Genomic DNA, 21381 nt, shown 5'->3' on the forward strand with positions numbered 1-21381 from the left:
TAATCTCTGTTGAATCAATAAAGGCAGGAGTCGGTAAATGAGCTATCAGCACCAGTACGTCGACGGCACGCGCATCCACTTTCCGATCGGGAAAGTCGTGTGCATTGGCCGCAATTACGCCGAGCACGCCAAGGAACTGGACAACCCGGTGCCGACCGAGCCGCTGCTGTTCATCAAGCCGGGCAGTTGCGTGGTGCCGCTGGAAGGCGGTTTCAGCATTCCGACCGAGCGCGGTTCGGTGCACTACGAAGCGGAAATCGCCGTATTGATCGGCAAGCCGTTGTCGACCAAGCCGAGCCGTGAAGAAGTCCTCGATGCGATCTCCGGCTTCGCCCCGGCGCTGGACCTGACCCTGCGCGACAAGCAGGCCGAGCTGAAAGCCAAGGGCCTGCCATGGGAAATCGCCAAGTCGTTCGATGGCGCGGCGGTGATCGCCCCCTTCGTGGTCGGCAGCACCTTCGCTGACCTGACCGATATCGGCATCCGCCTGACCATCAACGGCGAAGTGCGCCAGGACGGCAACAGCAGCGCGATGCTCAACCCGATCGTGCCGATGATCCAGCACATGGCCGGCTGCTTCTCGCTGCAGGCCGGTGACGTGATCCTCACCGGTACGCCAGTGGGCGTCGGCCCGCTGAACGTCGGCGATGAGATCGTCCTCGAACTGCCAGGGGCGAGCAGCTTCAGCAGCAGCGTGCGCTAACCGCAGAACCCCTTGTAGGGGGTGAGCTTTGTGGTGAGGGGATTTATCCCCGGTGGCGCGCGAAGCGGGCCCCTCTTGATCTTAAAGAGGGGCCTGCTGCGCAGTCCAACGGGGATGAATCCCCTCGCCACAAGGGCCATTCCATATCTGTAATGTGTTGCTGCTGGCAAAATGCACACGGCGATCCCGCCATTTCCCGTTTTTTTCACATCCTCTCTGGATAATTTCCGCGATTCTGGCGTCTCAGCCGGCCTCTTTGTGCTATTACCCTTGGCCTGAATTAACGGAACGCATCCCTCGATGGCACCTCCAACTCAGCAGAAACCCTCCCTCCGATCCCGCTTCGTCCTGCGCTGGTATGTCTGGCTGTTGCTGGTCATCGCCGCAGCCTATGGGCTGGCGTTCGCCATGCACTGGGATGATCGTGGCGTGTTGTGGGTGCTGGAGCGTTTCGAGAGCAAGGCCGAGCAGAAGGAGAGTGTGTGGCTGCCCGATTATCAGGTGGTGATTGATGCCAAGCCGCTGCCGGGCATGGAAAAGGACGAAGCTTCCGACCTGGCTTACAACCCGCAGACCAAAACCCTGTTTTCGGTGATGGGCAAAAATCCGTTCCTCGCTGAGCTGACACTGCAGGGCGATGTCCTGCGCAAGATGCCGCTGGTGGGCTGGAGCAATCCGGAAGGCCTGACGGTCATGGAAAACGGCCTGCTGGCGATTGTAGATGAACGTCAGCACATACTGTCGATCGTCAAGGTCGACGCCGGTACACGCGAGCTGAACATGGCCGACTTTCCGAAGTACGACCTCGGGCCGTCGAAAGACCAGAACAAAGCCTTTGAAGCCATCACGTGGGATCCGCGTAATCGACAGCTGGTGTTGGGGGAAGAACGCCCGCCAGCGCTGTTCACCTGGAAGAGCGACGGCAGCCAGACACTGACCGGCGAAAAGCAGAAACTGGCCAGCGACGAGCTCGATATTCGCAACCTCTCAGCGCTGGCGGTCGACCCACGCACTGGCCATCTGCTGGTGTTGTCCGCCGATTCGCACCTTTTGCTGGAACTGGACGAGAGCGGCGAGCAGGTCAGCTTCATGACCCTGCTCGGCAATTTCAACGGTTTGAAAGACACCATTCCCCGCGCCGAAGGGGTGACGATGGACGAGGACGGCACGCTGTACATGGTCAGCGAACCGAACCTGTTCTACCGCTTCGAAAAACACCGGTAATTTTCCCTACGACAATCGCGGAATTGTGCGGTTGTAGTGGCAGGCAAGTGGCCATTAAGCTTCAGTTCAGACAGGCGTGATATTTCATCGGCCTGTTTTGAATCCGAGCCCCCCCAATGCGTCGACTTGCCCGTCCCAAACCGCTGATTCTTGTCCTGTTGATGATTGCCCTGATCGCGTTGCTCGCGCTCGGCCAATACCTGCGCCTGTTCGAGCGCGCCTGGTTCAACCTGCACACGTTGTGGCAGCCGTTGAGCAGCGAGGCGATTGGCCTGGATCAATATCGGGTGACCATCGAAGCGCGGCCGATTGAGGGGCTCGACGATGACGTTTCGGCGCTGACCTACGATCCGGTGCGCAAAAGCCTGTTCACCGTGACCAACAAGAATTCCGAACTGATCGAACTGTCGCTGGAAGGCAAGATCCTGCGGCGCATTGCCCTGGTCGGGTTCGGCGATCCGGAAGCGGTCGAGTACATCAGTGCCGACACTTACGTGATCACCGACGAGCGCCAGCAACGCCTGATCAAGATCCACCTTGAAGCCGACACCACTTTCCTCGATGCCGAAGACGCCGAGCAGATGACCCTCGGTGTGCACATGGCCAGCAACAAGGGTTTCGAGGGGCTGGCTTACGACTCGGTGGGCAAGCGGCTGTTCGTGGCGAAAGAACGCGACCCGATGCTGATTTACGAAGTCCACGGTTTCCCGCATTTCAAACCCGACAAGACCTACGCCGTGCACGTGATCAACAACCCCAAGCGCGATGCCGGGATGTTCGTGCGTGATCTGTCGAGTCTGCAGTACGACGAACGCAGCGGGCACTTGCTGGCACTGTCGGACGAGTCGCGTTTGATTATCGAGCTGGATGTCGACGGCCGTCCGTTGAGCACCATGTCGATCAGCGGTGGGCGCCAGGGGTTACAGAAAACCGTGCCGCAGGCCGAGGGAATTGCGATGGATGATGATGGCACGTTGTACCTGGTGAGCGAGCCGAATCTGTTTTACGTCTTCAAAAAGCCCACGCAAAACTGACCAACACCACAAAACACTGTGGGAGCGAGCCTGCTCGCGAATGCGGTTGGCCAGTCAATAAAGATGTTGGCTGAACCGGCGCATTCGCGAGCAGGCTCGCTCCCACTGGTTTATTTGTCTGCCCATGATTCGGGCAGTCTGTTACTCAGCCTTCAGGGTTTTCACGCCTTCGCTGGTGCCCAGCAATAACAGATCCGCCGGGCGCGCGGCGAACAGGCCGTTGGTGACCACGCCGACGATGGCATTGATCTGCGCTTCCAGCTCCACCGGGTTGGTGATCTGCAGGTTGAACACGTCGAGGATGATGTTGCCGTTGTCGGTCAACACGCCTTCGCGGTACACCGGGTCGCCACCGAGTTTCACCAGTTGGCGGGCTACGTGGCTGCGGGCCATCGGGATTACTTCCACCGGCAGCGGGAACTCGCCGAGTACCGGCACCAGTTTGCTGGCGTCGGCGATGCAGATGAAAGTCTTGGCCACGGCGGCGACAATCTTCTCGCGGGTCAGGGCCGCGCCGCCGCCCTTGATCAGGTTCAGGTGCGCGTCGCTCTCATCGGCGCCGTCGATGTAGAACTCCAGATCGCTGACGGTATTGAGCTCGTACACCGGAATCCCGTGGCCTTTGAGGCGCGCGGCGGTGGCTTCGGAGCTGGCGACCGCGCCATCGAACGCGCCCTTGTGCTGGGCCAGGGCGTCGATGAAGCAGTTGGCGGTGGAGCCGGTGCCGACGCCGACAATGCTCTTGTCGTCGAGTTTCGGCAGGATGAAATCGACGGCGGCCTGGGCCACGGCCTGTTTGAGTTGATCCTGGGTCATGCGGGCTCCGAAGCGGGCAAGGGGTGGGCAGAAAGGCCGGCATTATAGGCCTCGCGGTGGTACAGGGGGAAACAAGCTGTAGCGAGGGGATTTATCCCGTTCGGCGACGCAGTCGTCGTAAAACCCAGGAACGCGGTGTGACTGAAAAAAAGCAGGGGAGCGCTTCGCACTCCAACGGGGATAAATCCCCTCGCCACAACGGTGCTCACTCAAGAATGGGTTTCCAGACCCTAAAACCACCTGTTTAGTGTGGTCGCCTCGGCAAAAGGCGGGTTAGACTCGCTGGTCCCGCCCAATCGCCAGTGATGCTTTCCGATGCTCGAACAGTACGTCAAAAAGATCCTCACCTCGCGCGTTTATGACGTTGCCGTAGAAACCCCGCTGCAGAACGCTCGCCAGCTCTCCGAGCGGCTGGGCAACGACATCTGGCTCAAGCGCGAAGACTTGCAGCCGGTGTTCTCGTTCAAGATTCGCGGTGCCTACAACAAACTCACCCAGCTGACTGACGAGGAGCGCGCCCGTGGCGTGGTCACCGCGTCGGCGGGCAATCATGCGCAGGGTCTGGCTCTGGCGGCGAAAGTGTTGGGCGTCAAAGCCACTATCGTCATGCCCAAGACCACCCCGGAAATCAAAGTCGAAGGCGTGCGTTCGCGCGGCGGCAAAGTGGTGCTGCACGGTGACTCGTTCCCGGAAGCGCTGGCCTACTCGCTGAAACTGGTCGATGAAAAAGGCTACGTCTACATCCACCCGTACGACGATCCGCACACCATTGCCGGGCAGGGCACCGTGGCCATGGAAATCCTCCGTCAGCACCCGCAGCCGCTGGACGCGATTTTCGTCCCGGTCGGCGGTGGCGGGCTGATCGCCGGTATTGCGGCGTACGTGAAATACCTGCGTCCGGACATCAAGGTGATTGGCGTCGAGCCGGACGATTCCAACTGCCTGCAAGCAGCGATGGCGGCGGGCGAGCGCGTGGTTCTGCCGACCGTGGGCATCTTCGCCGACGGCGTAGCGGTGGCGCAGATCGGCCAGTACACCTTCGAGATCTGCAAGGATTACGTCGATGAAGTGATCACTGTCAGCACCGACGAAATCTGCGCGGCGATCAAGGATATCTACGACGATACCCGCTCGATCACTGAACCTGCCGGTGCGCTGGGCGTGGCCGGGATCAAGAAATACGTCGAGCAGCGTGGCGTCAGCGGCCAGACCTTCGTCGCCATCGACTCCGGCGCCAACGTCAACTTCGACCGCCTGCGCCACGTCGCCGAGCGCGCCGAACTGGGCGAAGGTCGCGAGGCGATCATCGCCGTGACCATCCCGGAAAAGGCCGGCAGCTTCAAGGCGTTCTGCGAAGCCATCGGCAAGCGCCAGATCACTGAATTCAATTACCGCTACAACACCGGCAGCGAAGCGCACATCTTCGTCGGCGTGCAGACCCATCCGGACAACGACCCGCGCAGCGCCTTGCTGGCGAGCCTGACCGAGCAGGGTTTCCCGGTCATCGACCTGACCGACAATGAACTGGCCAAGCTGCACATCCGCCACATGGTCGGCGGCCGCGCGGCGCAGGTGGTCGATGAAGTGGTGCTGCGTTTCGAGTTCCCGGAACGTCCGGGCGCGCTGTTCAACTTCCTCAACAAGCTCGGCGGGCGCTGGAATATCTCGATGTTCCACTACCGCAACCACGGCGCGGCGGACGGCCGTGTGGTTGCCGGCCTGCAAGTGCCCCATGACGAGCGTCATCTGGTGCCGGCGGCACTGGCGGAAATCGGCTACCCGTATTGGGATGAAAGCGACAACCCGGCCTATCAGCTGTTTCTTGGCTGAGCGGCTACGCTGATGGGCATGGATCTACGGAAGAGAATGACATGGAAACCCTGACCACTCTGAAAGTCCTCCACGTCGCGGCGACCGTGGTCATCCTCGCGAGCGGGCTGGGGCTCGCCGTCCTGACCTGGCGTAATCGCAGCGAAGGGCCGGCCAGTACGATGCGCCGTCCGTGGCTGTTCATCTGGTGCCTGATGCTGATCGGCATGCTCAGCATGCCTTTCACCGGCTGGTGGCTGGTGCATCTGGTTGGTTGGCCATTGGGCCAATTGTGGATTCTGGGGTCCAGCGTGATCTATGCCGTGGCCACATTCAGTGCGGTCTGGCTGCTGGTCCGGCTGGATCGGCTGTGGACAACCGGCGTGGGCAATCGAAAATTCAATCTGGCGCTGGCGATTGTCAGCGGCGTCGGCTTTGTCGCCATCGCGGGGTTGATGGGGGCCAAGCCGGTTTAAGGCTTGAGACCGGGGCGCCCCTATCGCTGGCAAGCCAGCTCCCACAAGGATTTTCAGTGAACACAGATTTTGTGACCACCCGAAAAACCTGTGGGAGCTGGCTTGCCAGCGATGGCCATTTCAGCCGCGCAGACTGATCACCGGCCAGCCCCGCTTCTCGGCCTCGGCACGCAAATTCGGATCCGGGTCTACCGCCACCGGATTCGCCACCTGCTCCAGCAACGGCAGGTCATTCATTGAATCGCTATAGAAATAGCTGCCCTCCAGCGAATGCCCGGTCTCTTCCAGCCAACGATTCAGGCGTGTGACCTTGCCTTCACGGAAGCATGGAATGTCGGTGCTGCGCCCGCTGTAGCGGCCGTCGATCATTTCGCATTCGGTGGCGATCAGGGTTTCCACGCCCAGGCGCACGGCGATCGGCGCCGTCACGAAACGGTTGGTCGCGGTGATGATCACCAGTTTGTCGCCGGCGTCGCGGTGCTTTTTCAGCAGCTCGAGTGCCTTGGGCAGCACGATCGGCTCGATGCAGTCGCGCATGTAATCGCTGTGCCAGGCGTCGAGCACGGCCATTTCGGTGCGGCCGAGAATTTCCAGGCAGAAGTTCAGGTAGGCGGCGTTGTCCAGCTTGCCGGCCAGGTAATCCTGATAGAACTCGTCGTTGCGCGCCTTGTAGGCGATCGGGTCGAGGAAGCCGCGCTCGCACAGATAATCGCCCCAAGCGTGATCGCTGTCGCCGCCCAGAAGGGTGTTGTCCAAATCGAATAGAGCCAGGCGCATTGCAGTTACCCGCTGAAAAGTCAGTAAAAAGGCGACAAGAATACGGTCTTTTCACAAGAGTGCACATAAGGTAGGAACCTTCGTTGCCGCCTGCTCAAGCTTTGTGGAACAATGCGGCGACATGCGTTTGCGAGGTTGTTGCCGTGATCGACCCCGATGGTTTCCGCCCCAATGTCGGGATCATTCTGACGAATGACGCCGGCCAGGTGCTATGGGCTCGCCGTATCAATCAGGACGCCTGGCAGTTTCCGCAAGGGGGGATCAACCCCGAGGAGACGCCGGAAGACGCCTTGTACCGCGAGCTGAACGAAGAAGTTGGCCTGGAACGTGAAGATGTTGAAATACTGGCCTGTACCCGAGGCTGGTTGCGCTATCGTTTGCCGCAACGCCTGGTGCGTACCCACAGCCAACCGCTGTGCATCGGCCAGAAACAGAAATGGTTTCTCCTGCGCCTGATCTCCAACGAGCAGCGGGTGCGGATGGATCTGACCGGTAAACCGGAGTTCGATGGCTGGCGCTGGGTCAGCTATTGGTATCCGTTGGGCCAGGTGGTGACATTCAAGCGCGAGGTGTATCGACGCGCTCTCAAAGAGCTTGCCCCGCGCCTTTTAGCGCGCGACTGACGACGGAGTTCGACCCCGAGCCATGCTCAATACGCTGCGCAAGATCGTCCAGGAAGTTAACTCCGCCAAGGATCTCAAGGCGGCGTTGGGGATTATTGTGTTGCGCGTCAAAGAGGCCATGGGCAGCCAGGTCTGCTCGGTCTACCTGCTTGATCCGGAAACCAATCGCTTCGTCCTGATGGCCACCGAGGGCTTGAACAAGCGCTCGATCGGCAAGGTCAGCATGGCCCCCAACGAGGGTCTGGTCGGTCTGGTCGGCACGCGTGAAGAACCCCTGAACCTCGAGAACGCTTCGGTCCACCCGCGCTATCGCTACTTCGCCGAAACCGGTGAAGAGCGTTACGCCTCGTTCCTCGGTGCACCGATCATTCACCACCGCCGCGTCGTCGGCGTGTTGGTCATCCAGCAGAAAGAACGCCGCCAGTTCGACGAAGGTGAAGAAGCCTTCCTCGTGACCATGAGCGCGCAGCTCGCCGGCGTTATCGCCCACGCCGAGGCCACCGGTTCGATCCGTGGTCTGGGCCGTCAGGGCAAGGGCATTCAGGAAGCCAAGTTCGTCGGCGTGCCGGGCTCGCCGGGTGCGGCCGTCGGTACCGCGGTGGTCATGCTGCCGCCAGCGGACCTGGACGTGGTGCCGGACAAGACCATCACCGATATCAACGCCGAGCTGGCGCTGTTCAAGACCGCCATCGAAGGCGTGCGCGCCGACATGCGCGCGTTGTCCGCCAAACTCGCGACCCAACTGCGCCCGGAAGAGCGCGCGCTGTTCGACGTCTACCTGATGATGCTCGACGATGCCTCGCTGGGCAGCGAAATCACCACGGTGATCAAGACCGGTCAGTGGGCCCAGGGCGCGCTGCGTCAGGTGGTCACTGAGCACGTCAACCGTTTCGAACTGATGGATGACGCCTACCTGCGCGAGCGCGCCTCGGACGTCAAAGACCTTGGCCGTCGACTGCTCGCCTATTTGCAGGAAGAGCGTCAGCAGAACCTGGTCTACCCGGAAAAAACCATTCTGGTCAGCGAAGAGCTGACGCCGGCGATGCTCGGCGAGGTACCGGAAGGCACGCTGGTCGGTCTGGTCTCGGTGCTCGGTTCAGGTAACTCCCACGTCGCGATTCTGGCCCGGGCCATGGGCATTCCGACGGTGATGGGCCTGGTCGACCTGCCGTACGCCAAGGTCGACGGCATCGAAATGATCGTCGACGGCACCCGTGGCGAGGTCTATACCAACCCCAGCGAAGTGCTGCGCAAGCAGTTCGCCGAAGTCGTCGAAGAAGAGAAACAACTGGCGCTGGGCCTCGACACCCTGCGCGACCTGCCGTGCGTGACTCTCGATGGCCACCGCATGCCGCTGTGGGTCAACACTGGTTTGCTCGCCGATGTGGCGCGGGCACAGAAGCGTGGCGCCGAAGGGGTCGGTCTGTACCGCACCGAAGTGCCGTTCATGATCAACCAGCGCTTCCCGAGCGAGAAGGAACAACTGGCGATCTACCGTGAACAGCTCGCCGCGTTCCACCCGCAACCGGTGACCATGCGCAGCCTCGACATCGGCGGTGACAAGTCGCTGTCGTACTTCCCGATCAAGGAAGACAACCCGTTCCTCGGCTGGCGCGGTATCCGTGTAACCCTCGACCACCCGGAAATCTTCCTCGTGCAGACCCGCGCGATGCTCAAGGCCAGCGAAGGCCTGAACAACCTGCGGATTCTGCTGCCGATGATCTCCGGCACCCACGAACTCGAAGAAGCCCTGCACCTGATCCACCGTGCCTGGGGCGAAGTGCGCGACGAAGGCACCGATGTGCCGATGCCGCCGATCGGCGTGATGATCGAAATCCCCGCAGCGGTGTACCAGACCAAGGAACTGGCGCGGATGGTCGATTTCCTCTCCGTCGGCTCCAACGACCTGACCCAGTACCTGCTGGCGGTCGATCGCAACAACCCGCGCGTCGCCGACCTCTACGACTATCTGCATCCGGCGGTGCTGCAAGCCCTGCAAACCGTGGTTACCGACGCCCACGCCGAAGGCAAACCGGTGAGTATCTGCGGTGAAATGGCCGGTGATCCGGCGGCAGCAGTGTTGTTGATGGCGATGGGTTTCGACAGCCTGTCGATGAACGCCACCAACCTGCCGAAGGTGAAGTGGATGTTGCGCCAGGTGAACCTGAGCAAGGCGCAGGAGATGCTGGCGGAACTGATGAAGATCGATAACCCGCAAGTTATCCACAGCTCGCTGCAACTGGCGCTGAAGAATCTAGGATTGGCGAAGATGAATTCGCCGGTGGTGACCAAGGCTCTCTAACAGGCTGATGTCCTCTTCGCGAGCAGGCTCGCTCCCACAGGGATTCGTATCGATCACGAAACCCATGTGGGAGCGAGCTTGCTCGCGAAGGCGTCAGTTCAGGCACCGCTGAACCACAATCTCCACCTCGCCCAAATGACCGCCATACGGCCCAAAACTGCGCTCTACCATCCGCCGCGTCCCGTCTGCCTGCACGATCAACGCTGTACTCGCCCGGGTGCCATAACTCTGGCTGGCAATAAACACACTCGACAACAACGCTTCCGTCGCCATGCCCACCCCCGTATCCGGCAACTCCGCCTCGGGTGCTGTCTGCGCATCGCTCAGCAAGGCCAGCAACCGCTCAGGCTGCGGATCATCCAGCACCGCGCTCAACGCCGCCCTGGCCTTGAGCAGTTTCGGCCACGGCGTATCCAGCCCCGCGTTGGATAGCCCATAAACTCCAGGCTCCAACATCACCGGCTCTGACGCCCGCGCATTGAAATGCCACAGCTCATGGGCGTTGCCCAGCAGCAGATTGAACCCGGCATATTCCGCTGCACGACCCACCACATCGCTCAAATAATCATCAATCGACAGATCACCGGTGAGAAAGCGCGCCACCAGTTCACCCCGGGATTTGGTTGCCGGCGGCTGTTGCGGATCGCGGATATTGGTCAGCGCGGCAAAGCGTCCGTTGGCGCCGATCCCCAGCCAGGTGCCGCCAGCTTCAAGATCACGCCCGGCATGCACTTGCGGCGCCTCGGGCCACGGCGCCAATGGCAGACTGGGGCGGGCGTAGAACTCGTCGCGGTTGGCCGCGACGATCAGTGGCTGGGCATGGCCCGGGCGCCAGGCGAAAACAATCAGGCACATAAGGTGGTCCTTGTGTGTTTTTTGCCCACTCTACGCATCCGGCGTCCGTGCATCCATCGCCAGTGGAGCAGAAGGCTGCGCATCCGTTAACATGCCGCTCCTGTTTTGCCGATGCGTGCTGGAGACGGTCATGGAATTTCTGCTCTACCTGGCGCTCGGCGCCTGTGCGGGCGTGCTCGCCGGGCTGTTTGGCGTTGGCGGCGGGATCATCATCGTCCCGGTGCTGGTGTTCAGCTTTACCTTGCAGGGTTTCGATCAGTCGATTCTCACGCACCTGGCGGTGGGCACGTCGCTGGCGACGATCATTTTCACCTCGGTCAACGCCGTACGTGAACATCACCGCCGGGGCGCGGTGCGCTGGGCGATTTTTCGCTGGATGACCGTGGGCATTCTGCTCGGTGCCGGTTTCGGTGCGCTGACCGCAGAAGCGATCTCCGGGCCGAACCTGCAAAAGATCATCGGCGTATTCGCACTGATTATCGCCGTGCAACTGGCGCTGGACGTCAAGCCCAAGGCCAGCCGAACGGTGCCGGGCAAACTCGGTCTGACTGCCGCTGGTACGGTGATTGGCTGGGCCTCGGCGATTTTCGGCATCGGTGGCGGCTCGCTGACCGTGCCGTTTCTGACCTGGCGCAGCGTGCCGATGCAGCAGGCCGTGGCAACCTCATCGGCCTGCGGCTTGCCGATCGCTCTGGCCAGTGCAGCAAGTTTCATGATTCTGGGGTGGCACGATCCGTTGTTGCCGGCCCATAGTCTCGGTTTTGTGTATTTGCCGGCATTGTTGGGCATCGCCCTGACCAGCATGGTGTTTGCTCGGCTCGGCGCGCGTCTGGCGCACAGGTTGTCGCCGCGCTTGCTGAAAAGGCTGTTCGCCGCTTTGCTGTTCTGCGTGGGTTTGAGCTTTCTGCTCTGACCGCGTGGCAATCCTGGCTTAATCCTGAGGTGGCAGCGTCGCCCGGGAATTTCGCTTTCCACTCTAACAAGGAGTCGCAATGCTGCCTTACCCGCAGATCGACCCGGTGGCCCTGGCCATCGGTCCGCTGAAAATCCACTGGTACGGTCTGATGTACCTGATCGGCATCGGCGGCGCGTGGCTGTTGGCGTCGCGCCGGCTCAACCGCTTCGACCCGACCTGGACCAAGGAGAAACTCTCCGATCTGGTGTTCTGGCTATCAATGGGCGTGATCGTCGGCGGCCGTCTGGGTTACGTGCTGTTCTATGATCTGAGCGCGTACCTGGCCAACCCGACGCTGATTTTCGAAGTGTGGAAGGGCGGCATGTCGTTCCACGGCGGATTCATCGGCGTGATGCTGGCGGCCTTGTGGTTCGGCAAGCGCAATGGCAAGTCGTTCTTCCAGTTGATGGACTTCGTCGCGCCGATGGTGCCGATCGGCCTGGGCGCCGGGCGCATCGGCAACTTCATCAACGCCGAGCTGTGGGGCAAGGCCACCGATGTGCCATGGGCGATGGTGTTCCCGCCGTTCAGCGATCCGGCGCAACTGCCGCGTCACCCGTCGCAGCTTTACCAGTTCGCCCTCGAAGGCGTGGCGCTGTTCCTGATCCTGTGGATTTTCTCGCGCAAACCACGCCCGACCATGGCGGTCTCCGGCATGTTCGCGCTGTTCTACGGCATCTTCCGTTTCATCGTCGAGTTCGTCCGCGTGCCTGATGCGCAGTTGGGCTATCTGGCGTGGAACTGGCTGACCATGGGTCAGGTGCTCTGCGTGCCGATGATTGTCGGCGGGCTGTTGCTGATCTGGCTGGCCTATCGTCGCGCCCCGGCAGCGCCGCTCGCGCCGACGGCTTAAACTACGAACCCCGGCGCGCGACGCCGGGGCTCAAAGGACACAGGTAACTCATGAAGCAATATCTCGAACTGGTCTCGCACGTCATAAAGAACGGCACCAAGCAGGCCAACCGCACCGGCATCAACACCATCAGTTTCCCGGGAGCGATGCTGCGTTTCGACCTGCAGGAAGGTTTTCCGGCGATCACCACGCGCAAAATGGCCTTCAAATCGGCCATCGGCGAGATGTGCGGGTTTCTGCGTGGCGTGAACAACGCCGCTGAATTCCGCGCGCTGGGCTGCAAGGTCTGGGACCAGAACGCCAACGAAAATGCGCAGTGGCTGGCCAATCCGTTCCGTCAGGGCGACGACGACCTCGGCGAAATCTACGGCGTGCAATGGCGCAAATGGCCGGCGTACAAGCAAATCCCGCTGAGCAACACCGCCGCCATTGAACAAACCCTGGCCAACGGCTACAAGCAGATCGCTCAGGGCGAAGAAGACGGCCAGGCCTACGTCGTGCTGTACAAAGCGATCGATCAGGTGCGCCAGTGCGTCGACACGATCATCAAGGATCCGGGCAGCCGGCGCATTCTGTTCCACGGCTGGAACGTCGCCCAGCTCGATGAAATGGCCCTGCCGCCGTGCCATCTGCTGTACCAGTTCCACCCGAACGTCGAGACCAAGGAAATCTCCCTTACTCTCTACATCCGCTCCAACGATCTGGGGCTGGGCACGCCGTTCAACCTCACCGAAGGCGCCGCCCTGCTAAGCCTGATCGGTCGCCTGACCGGCTACACGCCGCGCTGGTTCACCTATTTCATCGGTGATGCGCACGTTTACGAAAACCACCTCGACATGCTCAACGAACAGCTCAAGCGCGAGCCGTTTGCCATGCCGAAGCTGAAAATCTCCGACCGCGTACCGGAGTTTGCCAAGACTGGCGTGTACCAGCCAGAGTGGCTGGAATTGGTGGAGCCGAGCGATTTCTCGCTGGAAGGTTACGAGCACCATGCGCCGATGACCGCGCCGATGGCGGTCTGACGGTCCTCACGCACAACCCTTGTGGGAGCGGGCTTGCTCGCGAAAGCGGTGTATCAGTTAACGATGATGTCGACTGACATACTGCCTTCGCGAGCAAGCCCGCTCCCACATTTGGCTTTGTGTAGGGCTCAGTGGCCGTGGCTACGGCCCACATGGGAATGTTCAACTTCGGTCGCGACAACCCCGCCACTGACTTCCAGCCGCTGCAAGATCCCGCATTGATCTGCCGCCGGCCCTTCGCCACAGCGTTGGCGCAGGTCGAGCAGTTGTGTCTGCAACGCCAATAACCCATCAATTCGCGCCTTCACGTGCTGAATATGTTCGTCGATCAGCGCATTGACGCTCTCGCACTGATCCTGCGGGCTGTCGCGCAGGGCAAGGAGGCTGCGGATTTCTTCGAGGGTCATGTCGAGGGTGCGGCAGTTGCGGATGAAGGTCAGGCGCTCGGCATGGGCCTGGGTGTAGACGCGGTAGTTGCCGTCGCTGCGCGCCGGTTCCGGCAGGAGATTTTCGCGCTCGTAATAGCGGATGGTTTCCACCGCGCAGTCGGTGAGTTTCGCCAGTTCGCCGATCTTCATGACGGCCATCTCCAAAAGGGTGCTTGACCCTATAGTGGCTACAGGGTCTTTACTTGGCAACAGGCACCTTTCATGGACGCGACCAATGAGCGATTCCCTGCACACCCACAAGCCCGGCGACGGCCACGATCACAGTCATAAATTGCAGCCAGTGCATAACCATGAGCACGGCGGCGATTCCTGCTGCGCTTCGAAAGCTGCGCCGGCCCCGGTCCATTCGCACGAAGATTCCTGCTGCTCGTCGAAAGCCGCAGCGCCTGCCTTGGTGCAATTGAGCGAAAAGACCAGCGATGATGCGCGCCTGAGCAGTTTCCGCATCGAGGCGATGGACTGCCCGACCGAGCAGACGCTGATCCAGAACAAGCTCGCCAAACTGGCCGGTGTGCAGCAGCTGGAATTCAATCTGATCAACCGCGTGCTTGGCGTGACCCACAATCTGCCGGGTACCGAGCCGATCACCGAGGCGATCAAATCCCTCGGCATGCACGCCGAGCCGCTGGAGGCGGGCGTCGATGCGCCGGCCCCGGCTGCGGTGAAAAAACACTGGTGGCCACTGGCGCTGTCCGGCCTGACCGCGCTGGGCGCCGAAGTCATTCATTTCACCAGCGTCGCGCCGGACTGGGTGGTGGCAGTCGTTGCGCTGGTGTCGATCCTCAGCGGCGGCCTCGGCACTTATAAAAAGGGCTGGATCGCCCTGAAGAACCTTAACCTCAACATCAATGCGCTGATGAGCATCGCCGTAACCGGCGCCATCCTCATCGGTCAGTGGCCGGAAGCGGCGATGGTGATGTTCCTGTTCACCGTCGCCGAGCTGATCGAAGCACGCTCGCTGGACCGCGCGCGCAATGCGATCAGTGGTTTGATGCAAATGACTCCCGAGCAAGCCACGGTATTGCAGGCTGACGGCAACTGGCGCGAACAAGAGGTAAAAAGCGTCGAACTGGGCGCCCGTGTGCGGGTGAAACCCGGCGAGCGCATTGCGCTCGACGGCGCGGTGATCAGTGGCAGCTCGACCATCGATCAGGCACCGATCACCGGGGAAAGCTTGCCGGTGGAGAAAACCATCGGAGACAAAGTCTTCGCAGGCACGATCAATCAGGCCGGGTCGCTGGAATATACGGTGACCGCAGCGGCGAACAATTCGACGCTGGCGCGGATCATTCACGCCGTCGAACAGGCCCAGGGCGCGCGGGCGCCGACTCAGCGCTTCGTTGATCAATTCTCGAAAGTTTATACCCCAGCGGTATTCGTCTTCGCTTTGGCGGTGGCGGTGATCCCGCCGTTGTTCATGGGCGCGGCTTGGTTCGACTGGATCTACCGCGCGCTGGTGTTGCTGGTGGTTGCCTGCCCGTGCGCACTGGTGATTTCCACGCCGGTGACCATCGTCAGCGGCCTCGCGGCGGCGGCGCGCAAGGGCATTCTGGTCAAGGGCGGCGTGTATCTGGAGGGCGGCTTCAAGCTCGATTACCTGGCGCTTGATAAAACCGGCACCATCACCCACGGCAAACCGGTGCAGACCGATTACCTGTCGCTTGATCCGACAGCCGATGCCAGCGCGCCGGCCATCGCTGCCGCGCTGGCCGGGCGCTCCGATCATCCGGTGTCGCTGGCGATTTCCAATGCCGCTGTGGATAAAAATTTAAGCGCACTGCCTGTGGACAACTTCGAGGCACTGGGCGGGCGCGGTGTTAAAGGCGACATCAATGGCCAGACCTATCACCTGGGCAATCATCGTCTGGTTGAAGAATTGGGCCTTTGCTCGCCGCAACTGGAAGAGAAGCTGTTCGCGCTGGAAAAACAGGGCAAATCCGTGGTGCTGCTGCTCGACCACTCAGGCCCGCTGGCGCTGTTCGCCGTGGCCGACACGGTCAAGGAAACCAGCCGCGAAGCGATTCGCCAGTTGCATGAGCTCGGGGTGAAAACCCTGATGCTGACCGGCGACAACGTCCACACCGCGCAAGCGATTGCCGCCCAGGTCGGGATCGACGAGGCGCGCGGCGATTTGCTGCCGACCGACAAGCTGCAAGCCGTTGAAGATCTGTACAAGCAGGGTCACCGGGTCGGTATGGTCGGCGACGGCATCAATGACGCCCCGGCATTGGCCCGTGCCGAGATCGGTTTCGCCATGGCCGCCGCCGGCACCGACACCGCGATCGAGACCGCCGATGTCGCCTTGATGGACGACGATCTGCGCAAGATCCCTGCGTTCATCAGCCTGTCGCGCAACACCGCGAGCATCCTCAAACAGAACATCGCACTGGCGCTGGTGATCAAGGCGATCTTTCTTGCGGTAACCTTCGCCGGGCTCGCCACCATGTGGATGGCGGTGTTTGCCGATATGGGCGTGAGCCTGCTGGTGGTGTTCAACGGTTTGCGCCTGCTGCGCAAATAAACGTGAGGGATGGTTGTGCTGAGTGCCGAGCTGAAAGCGTTTTACATGGTCGCCCGCCTGGGCAGCATTACGCTGGCGGCGAAAAAACTCGGCCTCAGCCAACCGACCGTGACCACGCAGATCCGCAATCTGGAGAGTCAGTATTCGGTGGAACTGTTCTACCGTGGCGGGCGCCGTTTAAGTGTCAGTGACGAAGGCGCGCGCTTGCTGCCGATGGTCAAGGTGCTGCTGCAGCAAGAGGCGGACATCGAGTTCTTCCTGCGCAACAGCGGTCAGGTGCAGGGCGCGCTGCGCATTGCCGCCACCGCGCCGTATTACATTCTCGATCTGGTGAAGACCTTCCGCGAGCGTTTGCCGCAGGTGGAAGTGTCGGTGGAAATCGGCAATTCGCAGCAGGTGCTGGAAGCGCTGGAGGATTACCGCGTGGATGTCGCGGCCTCGTCGCAGCTGCTCGACGATGCGCGGCTGATTCGCCGGGTACTCGGCACCGATCCGCTGGTGCTGGCGGTGCATCGCAATCATCCGTTGGCGGCGCAGGAACATGTGACGCTGAGTGCGCTGGCCGGGCATACGTTGTTGATGCGCGAGCCGGGTTCGACCACGCGGCGCTTGACCGAAGAGTTGCTGGCCAGCGCCGGGGTCAGCTTCGGGCCGTTGCTGGAAATTGGTAGCCGCGAGTCGATCCGTGAAGCCGTGCTGCGCAATATCGGCATCAGCATCATTGCCCGCCAGGAGGTGCCGCATGATCCGCAACTGAGGGTGCTGACCATCGAGAATGCGCCGCAGATTCCGGAGTATCTGTATTGCCTCAAAGAGCGCAAGGGTGCGCGGTTGCCGGCGGCGTTCCTAGGCTTGGCCCAAGAGATGTCTCCCGCGTAATGATCGTTCCCACGCGGAGCGTGGGAACGATCGGCGGCGAACCAAAATCCCCGAATACCACTATCAGCCGTTTTTGCCTCGCTGCCACATGACGGACGCATTACAACTCTAGGATTGGCCTCATCTGCTTGATGAGGTCCGTCCATGAATCCTGCCATCGCAACTGCCCTGACCAACCCCGGCGCGCCGATGAAAGTGCGCGGCGTGCACAAGCGTTTCGGTGCGTTCACTGCGCTGGATAACGTTTCCCTCGACGTCGCCGCCGGCGAACTGGTGTGTCTGCTCGGCCCGTCGGGCTGTGGCAAGACCACATTGTTGCGCTGCATTGCCGGGCTGGAGCAGCAGGACAGTGGCGAGCTGTACCTGGGCGATCGCGATGTCTCGCATCTTGCCCCGCAAGCGCGGGATTACGGGATCCTGTTCCAGTCCTACGCGTTGTTCCCCAATCTGACGGTCGAGGCGAACATTGCCTACGGCCTTGCCGGCAGCGGTCGCGATGAAGTGCGCCGGCGTGTTGGTCAGATGCTGGAGCTGGTCAGCCTCAGCGGCAGTGAGAAAAAGTACCCCGGCCAATTGTCCGGCGGTCAGCAACAGCGAGTAGCACTCGCTCGCGCATTGGCTCCGGCCCCTTCGCTGCTGTTGCTTGATGAACCGATGTCGGCCCTCGACGCGCGGGTGCGCGAGCATCTATGCACCGAGCTGCGTCAGCTGCAACGCAATCTCGGCATCACCACGCTGATGGTCACGCACAATCAGGACGAAGCGATGTTGATGGCCGATCGCATCGCAGTGATGAACAACGGCCGCGTCGAGCAGTACGCCACGCCGCAGGAAATCTACAACCGCCCGGCCACGCCGTTCGTGGCCGAGTTTGTCGGCCAGGGCAACTGGCTGCCGTTTCAGCGCAGCAGTGACAGTCACGCCCAGGTCGGCGGGATGAATCTGCGTCTGGCCGATGGCAGCGTGCACGGCGCATCGGGTCGACTGTTCTGCCGCCCGGAGGCGATCAACGTCAACCCGCTGGTACACGAAGAGAACCTGTTCCCCGCCAAGGTTCGCGAAATCACTTTCCTCGGCAACCGCTGCCGGATGAGCTTCGAACTCGATCAATTGCCGGGCCATGCGCTGCTCGCCGAGCTCGCACCAGAAGCCATGCCGCGCCTGGGCGCCCAGCAGATCATGGTCGCCTTGCCGCCGCGCAGTTTGCAGGTGTTCGCCTGATGAACAGCAACCTCGCGCTGCCGCTACCGCACAAGCAGGTGCGACAGTCTTCGAAAGCCGAGATCGGCGATCGCCTGTTCGTGCTCGGCGGCAAAGTCCTCCTGCTGGTATCGCTCGGCCTCGCGGTACTGATGCCATTGCTGGCGATTTTCTGGCGCGGCTTCAGCAATGACGCCGGGCAGGGCGGTGGCTGGCTCGCGGCGAAGGAGTTGGTGACCAGCGCCAATTTCCACTGGCTCCTCGGCAACAGCCTGAAAGTGTCCCTCAGCGTTGCGGCCATTGTCGTACCGCTGGCCTACCTGTTTGCCTACGCGCTGCAACGCACGCTGATTCCGGGCAAAGGCATCTGGCGCGGTATCTCGTTGCTGCCGCTGATGGCGCCGTCGATGCTACCGGGGATTGCGCTGGTCTATCTGTTCGGCAACCAAGGCATGCTGCGTGGGCTGCTCTCGGACAATATCTACGGGTTCTGGGGCATCGTGCTCGGCGAGGTGATCTACACCTTTCCCCATGCGCTGATGATTTTGCTCTCGGCATTGTCGCTGGCCGATGCACGTTTGTTCGATGCCGCATCGAGCATGGGCGCCAGTCCGGCCAAGGCGTTTCGCAGCATCACTTGGCCGGCGACCCGCCAAGCGGTGTTTGCGGCGTTCTGTCTGGTGTTCACCCTGACCATCACCGATTTCGGTGTGCCGGTGGTGGTCGGTGGCGATTATCAAGTGTTGGCGCTGGAAGCCTACAAAGCCGTGGTCGGCCAGCAACAATTCGGTCGCGGCGCGTTGATCGGCATGGTGCTGTTGCTGCCGGCGCTGTTCAGTTTCGGTGTCGATGCGTGGTTGCGTCGGCGTCACGGCGACTCCATGAGCGGGCGCGCGCAGGTGTTCAAACCGCTGCCATCGAGGCTGCGCGACGGCTGCTATCTGGCGATCGTTTTGCTGATCTGCGCCGCGCTGCTGCTGGTGTTCGGCATGGCGGTGTTCTCCTCGCTGGTGAAATTCTGGCCGTACAACCTGTCGCTGTCGCTCAACCACTATCAGTTCAACGAGACCGCCGGCGGTGGCTGGCTCGCCTACAGCAACAGTCTGAAAATGGCGCTGGGCACGGCGCTGATTGGCAGCGTGCTGATTTTCACTGGCGCCTATCTGATGGAGAAAACCCGCACTCAGCGCGGGCTCAACCTTGCTTTGCGCATGCTCAGCTTCGTGCCGATGGCGGTGCCGGGGCTGGTGCTTGGCCTGGGTTACGTCTTTTTCTTCAACCTGACAGGCAACCCGCTGCACGTGCTCTACGGGACGATGACGCTGCTGATCGTCTGCACCATTGCGCACTATCTGACCACCGCACAAATGACCGCGACCACCGCGCTGCGCCAGCTCGACGCCGAGTTCGAAGCCGCCGCGCTGTCACTGAAGGCGCCGCTGTACCGGCATTACCTGCGTGTCACCGTGCCGATCTGCCTGCCGGCGCTGCTCGACATCGTGCGCTACCTGTTCGTCTCGGCGATGACCACGGTTTCCGCTGCGATCTTTCTCTACAGCCCCGACACCATTCTCGCGGCAGTGGCGGTGCTGAACATGGACGACGCCGGCAACGTCGGCGGTGCTGCAGCGATGTCGACCCTGATTCTGTTCACCTCGGCCGGCGTGTCCTTGCTGCTGGCGTGGGCTTCGCGCGGCCTGTTGCGCCGCTCCCAGGCCTGGCGGCAAACCGCGCCCGGTCACTGATTGCAAACCCGATCAACTCATCTACAGGAAAACGCTCATGTTCAAGCCTATGGCCCTGGCCGCTGCTGTGCTCGCGACTTTCAGCCTGAATGCCTTCGCGGCAAAAACCGAGTTGACGGTGTACACCGCCCTCGAAGCCGAACAACTGAAGTCCTACAAGGACGCTTTCGAAAAGGCCAACCCGGACGTCGCGATCAAGTGGGTGCGCGATTCCACCGGGATCATCACCGCCAAACTGCTCGCCGAAAAGGCTCGTCCGCAGGCCGACGCCGTATGGGGCCTGGCCGCGTCGAGCCTGGCGATTCTCGATCAGCAAGGCATGCTGCAAAGTTATGCGCCGAAGGATCTGGGCAAGATCGGCGCGAATTACCGCGACGCCGCCAACCCGCCAGCCTGGGTCGGCATGGACGTCTGGGCCGCGACCATCTGCTTCAACACTGTCGAAGCCGAGAAGCAGGGGCTGAGCAAACCGGTGAGCTGGCAGGACCTGACCAAGCCTGAGTACAAGGGCAAGATCGTCATGCCCAACCCGGCGTCGTCCGGCACCGGTTTCCTCGACGTCAGCGCCTGGCTGCAAACCTTTGGCGAGAAGCAGGGCTGGGCCTACATGGACGGCTTGCACCAGAACATCGGCCAGTACGTTCACTCAGGTTCCAAACCGTGCAAACTGGCGGCGGCGGGGGAGTTTCCGATCGGGATTTCCTTTGAATATCCAGCCGTACAGTTGAAACGCCAGGGCGCGCCGCTGGACATCATCCTGCCGAAGGAAGGTCTGGGCTGGGAGATCGAAGCGACGGCGGTGATTAAAGGCACACCGCATGAAGAAGCGGCGAAGAAGCTCGCCGATTTCTCCGCCAGCGCCGAGGCGATGGATCTGTACAAGGAAAACTTCGCCGTGCTCGCCCAGCCGGGGATTGCCAAGCCGCAAACCGAATTGCCCGCCGACTATGAGCAGCGCCTGATCAAGAACGACTTTGCCTGGGCCTCGAAGAATCGCGACGAGATCCTGGCTGAATGGCGCAAGCGGTATGACGGCAAGTCCGAAAAAGTTGTCGCCAAGTAAGATCTTTATCGACTGACAAGGCCCCTTCGCGAGCAGGCTCGCTCCCACAGTTGCAATGCTGTCCCCTGTGGGAGC

19 protein-coding genes are annotated in these 21381 nt (G+C 61.4%); 15 read left to right on the plus strand and 4 right to left on the minus strand.

The window, feature by feature from the left end; all coding sequences use genetic code 11:
* Positions 1-37: 37 nt before the first annotated feature.
* From ACMYUN_RS16320 to ACMYUN_RS16330, 3 genes are all read left to right on the plus strand, one after another.
* Entirely contained in the window at positions 38-703 is a 666-nt protein-coding gene (locus ACMYUN_RS16320) for a fumarylacetoacetate hydrolase family protein (protein WP_024014705.1), read from the plus strand.
* Positions 704-1003: 300 nt separating this feature from the next.
* Complete coding sequence (locus ACMYUN_RS16325) at positions 1004-1927, plus strand: SdiA-regulated domain-containing protein (protein WP_415761134.1); 924 nt, start codon at positions 1004-1006, stop codon at positions 1925-1927.
* Between the two features lie 116 nt (positions 1928-2043).
* Positions 2044-2961 carry an SdiA-regulated domain-containing protein gene (locus ACMYUN_RS16330; protein ID WP_415761135.1) on the plus strand — a complete coding sequence of 306 codons (918 nt, stop codon included), beginning with the start codon at positions 2044-2046 and terminating at the stop codon, positions 2959-2961.
* A gap of 141 nt (positions 2962-3102) precedes the next feature.
* On the opposite strand, the gene rpiA is transcribed toward ACMYUN_RS16330, so the two are convergent.
* Positions 3103-3777 (minus strand): ribose-5-phosphate isomerase RpiA, encoded by a 675-nt coding sequence (gene rpiA, locus ACMYUN_RS16335; RefSeq protein ID WP_039757496.1) that lies wholly within the window; start codon positions 3775-3777, stop codon positions 3103-3105.
* A 315-nt stretch (positions 3778-4092) separates the two neighbouring features.
* Between rpiA and ilvA the strand changes: the two genes are divergently transcribed.
* Both ilvA and ACMYUN_RS16345 read left to right on the plus strand, forming a co-directional pair.
* On the plus strand, positions 4093-5607 hold the full coding sequence (ilvA, locus tag ACMYUN_RS16340) for a threonine ammonia-lyase, biosynthetic (RefSeq protein ID WP_039757497.1): 1515 nt from the start codon (positions 4093-4095) through the stop codon (positions 5605-5607).
* Positions 5608-5648: 41 nt separating this feature from the next.
* Positions 5649-6062 (plus strand): DUF2269 family protein, encoded by a 414-nt coding sequence (locus tag ACMYUN_RS16345; protein ID WP_415761136.1) that lies wholly within the window; start codon positions 5649-5651, stop codon positions 6060-6062.
* Between the two features lie 120 nt (positions 6063-6182).
* Here the strand turns inward: ACMYUN_RS16345 and ACMYUN_RS16350 are convergent, their stop codons facing one another.
* Positions 6183-6839 (minus strand): HAD family hydrolase, encoded by a 657-nt coding sequence (locus tag ACMYUN_RS16350; RefSeq protein WP_415761137.1) that lies wholly within the window; start codon positions 6837-6839, stop codon positions 6183-6185.
* A 143-nt stretch (positions 6840-6982) separates the two neighbouring features.
* Between ACMYUN_RS16350 and ACMYUN_RS16355 the strand changes: the two genes are divergently transcribed.
* Positions 6983-7462 (plus strand): RNA pyrophosphohydrolase, encoded by a 480-nt coding sequence (locus tag ACMYUN_RS16355; RefSeq protein WP_003229203.1) that lies wholly within the window; start codon positions 6983-6985, stop codon positions 7460-7462.
* 22 nt (positions 7463-7484) lie between these two features.
* A complete protein-coding gene (ptsP, locus tag ACMYUN_RS16360) occupies positions 7485-9764 on the plus strand; it encodes a phosphoenolpyruvate--protein phosphotransferase (RefSeq protein ID WP_024014698.1) in 2280 nt (759 codons plus the stop codon).
* Between the two features lie 93 nt (positions 9765-9857).
* Here the strand turns inward: ptsP and ACMYUN_RS16365 are convergent, their stop codons facing one another.
* Positions 9858-10619, minus strand: coding sequence for an NRDE family protein (locus tag ACMYUN_RS16365; protein ID WP_415761138.1), 762 nt, complete (start codon positions 10617-10619; stop codon positions 9858-9860).
* A gap of 130 nt (positions 10620-10749) precedes the next feature.
* Between ACMYUN_RS16365 and ACMYUN_RS16370 the strand changes: the two genes are divergently transcribed.
* The 3 genes from ACMYUN_RS16370 (at position 10750) to ACMYUN_RS16380 (ending at position 13449) form a co-directional block, all read left to right on the plus strand.
* A complete protein-coding gene (locus tag ACMYUN_RS16370; RefSeq protein WP_039757504.1) occupies positions 10750-11532 on the plus strand; it encodes a sulfite exporter TauE/SafE family protein in 783 nt (260 codons plus the stop codon).
* Positions 11533-11611: 79 nt separating this feature from the next.
* A complete protein-coding gene (gene lgt / locus ACMYUN_RS16375; protein WP_016772683.1) occupies positions 11612-12427 on the plus strand; it encodes a prolipoprotein diacylglyceryl transferase in 816 nt (271 codons plus the stop codon).
* Between the two features lie 50 nt (positions 12428-12477).
* Positions 12478-13449 carry a thymidylate synthase gene (locus ACMYUN_RS16380; RefSeq protein ID WP_160769644.1) on the plus strand — a complete coding sequence of 324 codons (972 nt, stop codon included), beginning with the start codon at positions 12478-12480 and terminating at the stop codon, positions 13447-13449.
* A gap of 128 nt (positions 13450-13577) precedes the next feature.
* On the opposite strand, the gene cadR is transcribed toward ACMYUN_RS16380, so the two are convergent.
* Positions 13578-14027, minus strand: coding sequence for a Cd(II)/Pb(II)-responsive transcriptional regulator (gene cadR, locus ACMYUN_RS16385; protein WP_401213519.1), 450 nt, complete (start codon positions 14025-14027; stop codon positions 13578-13580).
* 85 nt (positions 14028-14112) lie between these two features.
* Here cadR and ACMYUN_RS16390 point away from each other — a divergent pair, with 85 nt between their 5' ends.
* From ACMYUN_RS16390 to ACMYUN_RS16410, 5 genes are all read left to right on the plus strand, one after another.
* Positions 14113-16419 (plus strand): heavy metal translocating P-type ATPase, encoded by a 2307-nt coding sequence (locus ACMYUN_RS16390; protein WP_415761139.1) that lies wholly within the window; start codon positions 14113-14115, stop codon positions 16417-16419.
* A gap of 15 nt (positions 16420-16434) precedes the next feature.
* Positions 16435-17298 carry a LysR family transcriptional regulator gene (locus ACMYUN_RS16395; protein WP_415763979.1) on the plus strand — a complete coding sequence of 288 codons (864 nt, stop codon included), beginning with the start codon at positions 16435-16437 and terminating at the stop codon, positions 17296-17298.
* A 144-nt stretch (positions 17299-17442) separates the two neighbouring features.
* Positions 17443-18519, plus strand: a complete 1077-nt coding sequence (locus ACMYUN_RS16400) for a putative 2-aminoethylphosphonate ABC transporter ATP-binding protein (protein WP_415761140.1) — start codon at positions 17443-17445, stop codon at positions 18517-18519.
* A complete protein-coding gene (locus ACMYUN_RS16405; RefSeq protein ID WP_415761141.1) occupies positions 18519-20243 on the plus strand; it encodes a putative 2-aminoethylphosphonate ABC transporter permease subunit in 1725 nt (574 codons plus the stop codon). Before ACMYUN_RS16400 ends, ACMYUN_RS16405 begins: the two co-directional genes overlap by 1 nt.
* A 37-nt stretch (positions 20244-20280) precedes the next feature.
* Positions 20281-21306, plus strand: a complete 1026-nt coding sequence (locus ACMYUN_RS16410) for a putative 2-aminoethylphosphonate ABC transporter substrate-binding protein (RefSeq protein WP_039757513.1) — start codon at positions 20281-20283, stop codon at positions 21304-21306.
* Positions 21307-21381: the final 75 nt, after the last annotated feature.

This window comes from Pseudomonas sp. CP4 (assembly GCF_047758505.1).
GTDB lineage: Bacteria > Pseudomonadota > Gammaproteobacteria > Pseudomonadales > Pseudomonadaceae > Aquipseudomonas > Aquipseudomonas fluorescens_AO.

Coding starts and splice junctions, on each gene's coding strand:
- ACMYUN_RS16320 (WP_024014705.1), top strand. CDS start 38: ATGAGCTATCAGCACCAGTACGTCGACGGCACGCGCATCCACTTTCCG.
- ACMYUN_RS16325 (WP_415761134.1), top strand. CDS start 1,004: ATGGCACCTCCAACTCAGCAGAAACCCTCCCTCCGATCCCGCTTCGTC.
- ACMYUN_RS16330 (WP_415761135.1), top strand. CDS start 2,044: ATGCGTCGACTTGCCCGTCCCAAACCGCTGATTCTTGTCCTGTTGATG.
- rpiA (WP_039757496.1), bottom strand. CDS start 3,777: ATGACCCAGGATCAACTCAAACAGGCCGTGGCCCAGGCCGCCGTCGAT.
- ilvA (WP_039757497.1), top strand. CDS start 4,093: ATGCTCGAACAGTACGTCAAAAAGATCCTCACCTCGCGCGTTTATGAC.
- ACMYUN_RS16345 (WP_415761136.1), top strand. CDS start 5,649: ATGGAAACCCTGACCACTCTGAAAGTCCTCCACGTCGCGGCGACCGTG.
- ACMYUN_RS16350 (WP_415761137.1), bottom strand. CDS start 6,839: ATGCGCCTGGCTCTATTCGATTTGGACAACACCCTTCTGGGCGGCGAC.
- ptsP (WP_024014698.1), top strand. CDS start 7,485: ATGCTCAATACGCTGCGCAAGATCGTCCAGGAAGTTAACTCCGCCAAG.
- ACMYUN_RS16365 (WP_415761138.1), bottom strand. CDS start 10,619: ATGTGCCTGATTGTTTTCGCCTGGCGCCCGGGCCATGCCCAGCCACTG.
- ACMYUN_RS16370 (WP_039757504.1), top strand. CDS start 10,750: ATGGAATTTCTGCTCTACCTGGCGCTCGGCGCCTGTGCGGGCGTGCTC.
- lgt (WP_016772683.1), top strand. CDS start 11,612: ATGCTGCCTTACCCGCAGATCGACCCGGTGGCCCTGGCCATCGGTCCG.
- ACMYUN_RS16380 (WP_160769644.1), top strand. CDS start 12,478: ATGAAGCAATATCTCGAACTGGTCTCGCACGTCATAAAGAACGGCACC.
- cadR (WP_401213519.1), bottom strand. CDS start 14,027: ATGAAGATCGGCGAACTGGCGAAACTCACCGACTGCGCGGTGGAAACC.
- ACMYUN_RS16390 (WP_415761139.1), top strand. CDS start 14,113: ATGAGCGATTCCCTGCACACCCACAAGCCCGGCGACGGCCACGATCAC.
- ACMYUN_RS16400 (WP_415761140.1), top strand. CDS start 17,443: ATGAATCCTGCCATCGCAACTGCCCTGACCAACCCCGGCGCGCCGATG.
- ACMYUN_RS16405 (WP_415761141.1), top strand. CDS start 18,519: ATGAACAGCAACCTCGCGCTGCCGCTACCGCACAAGCAGGTGCGACAG.
- ACMYUN_RS16410 (WP_039757513.1), top strand. CDS start 20,281: ATGTTCAAGCCTATGGCCCTGGCCGCTGCTGTGCTCGCGACTTTCAGC.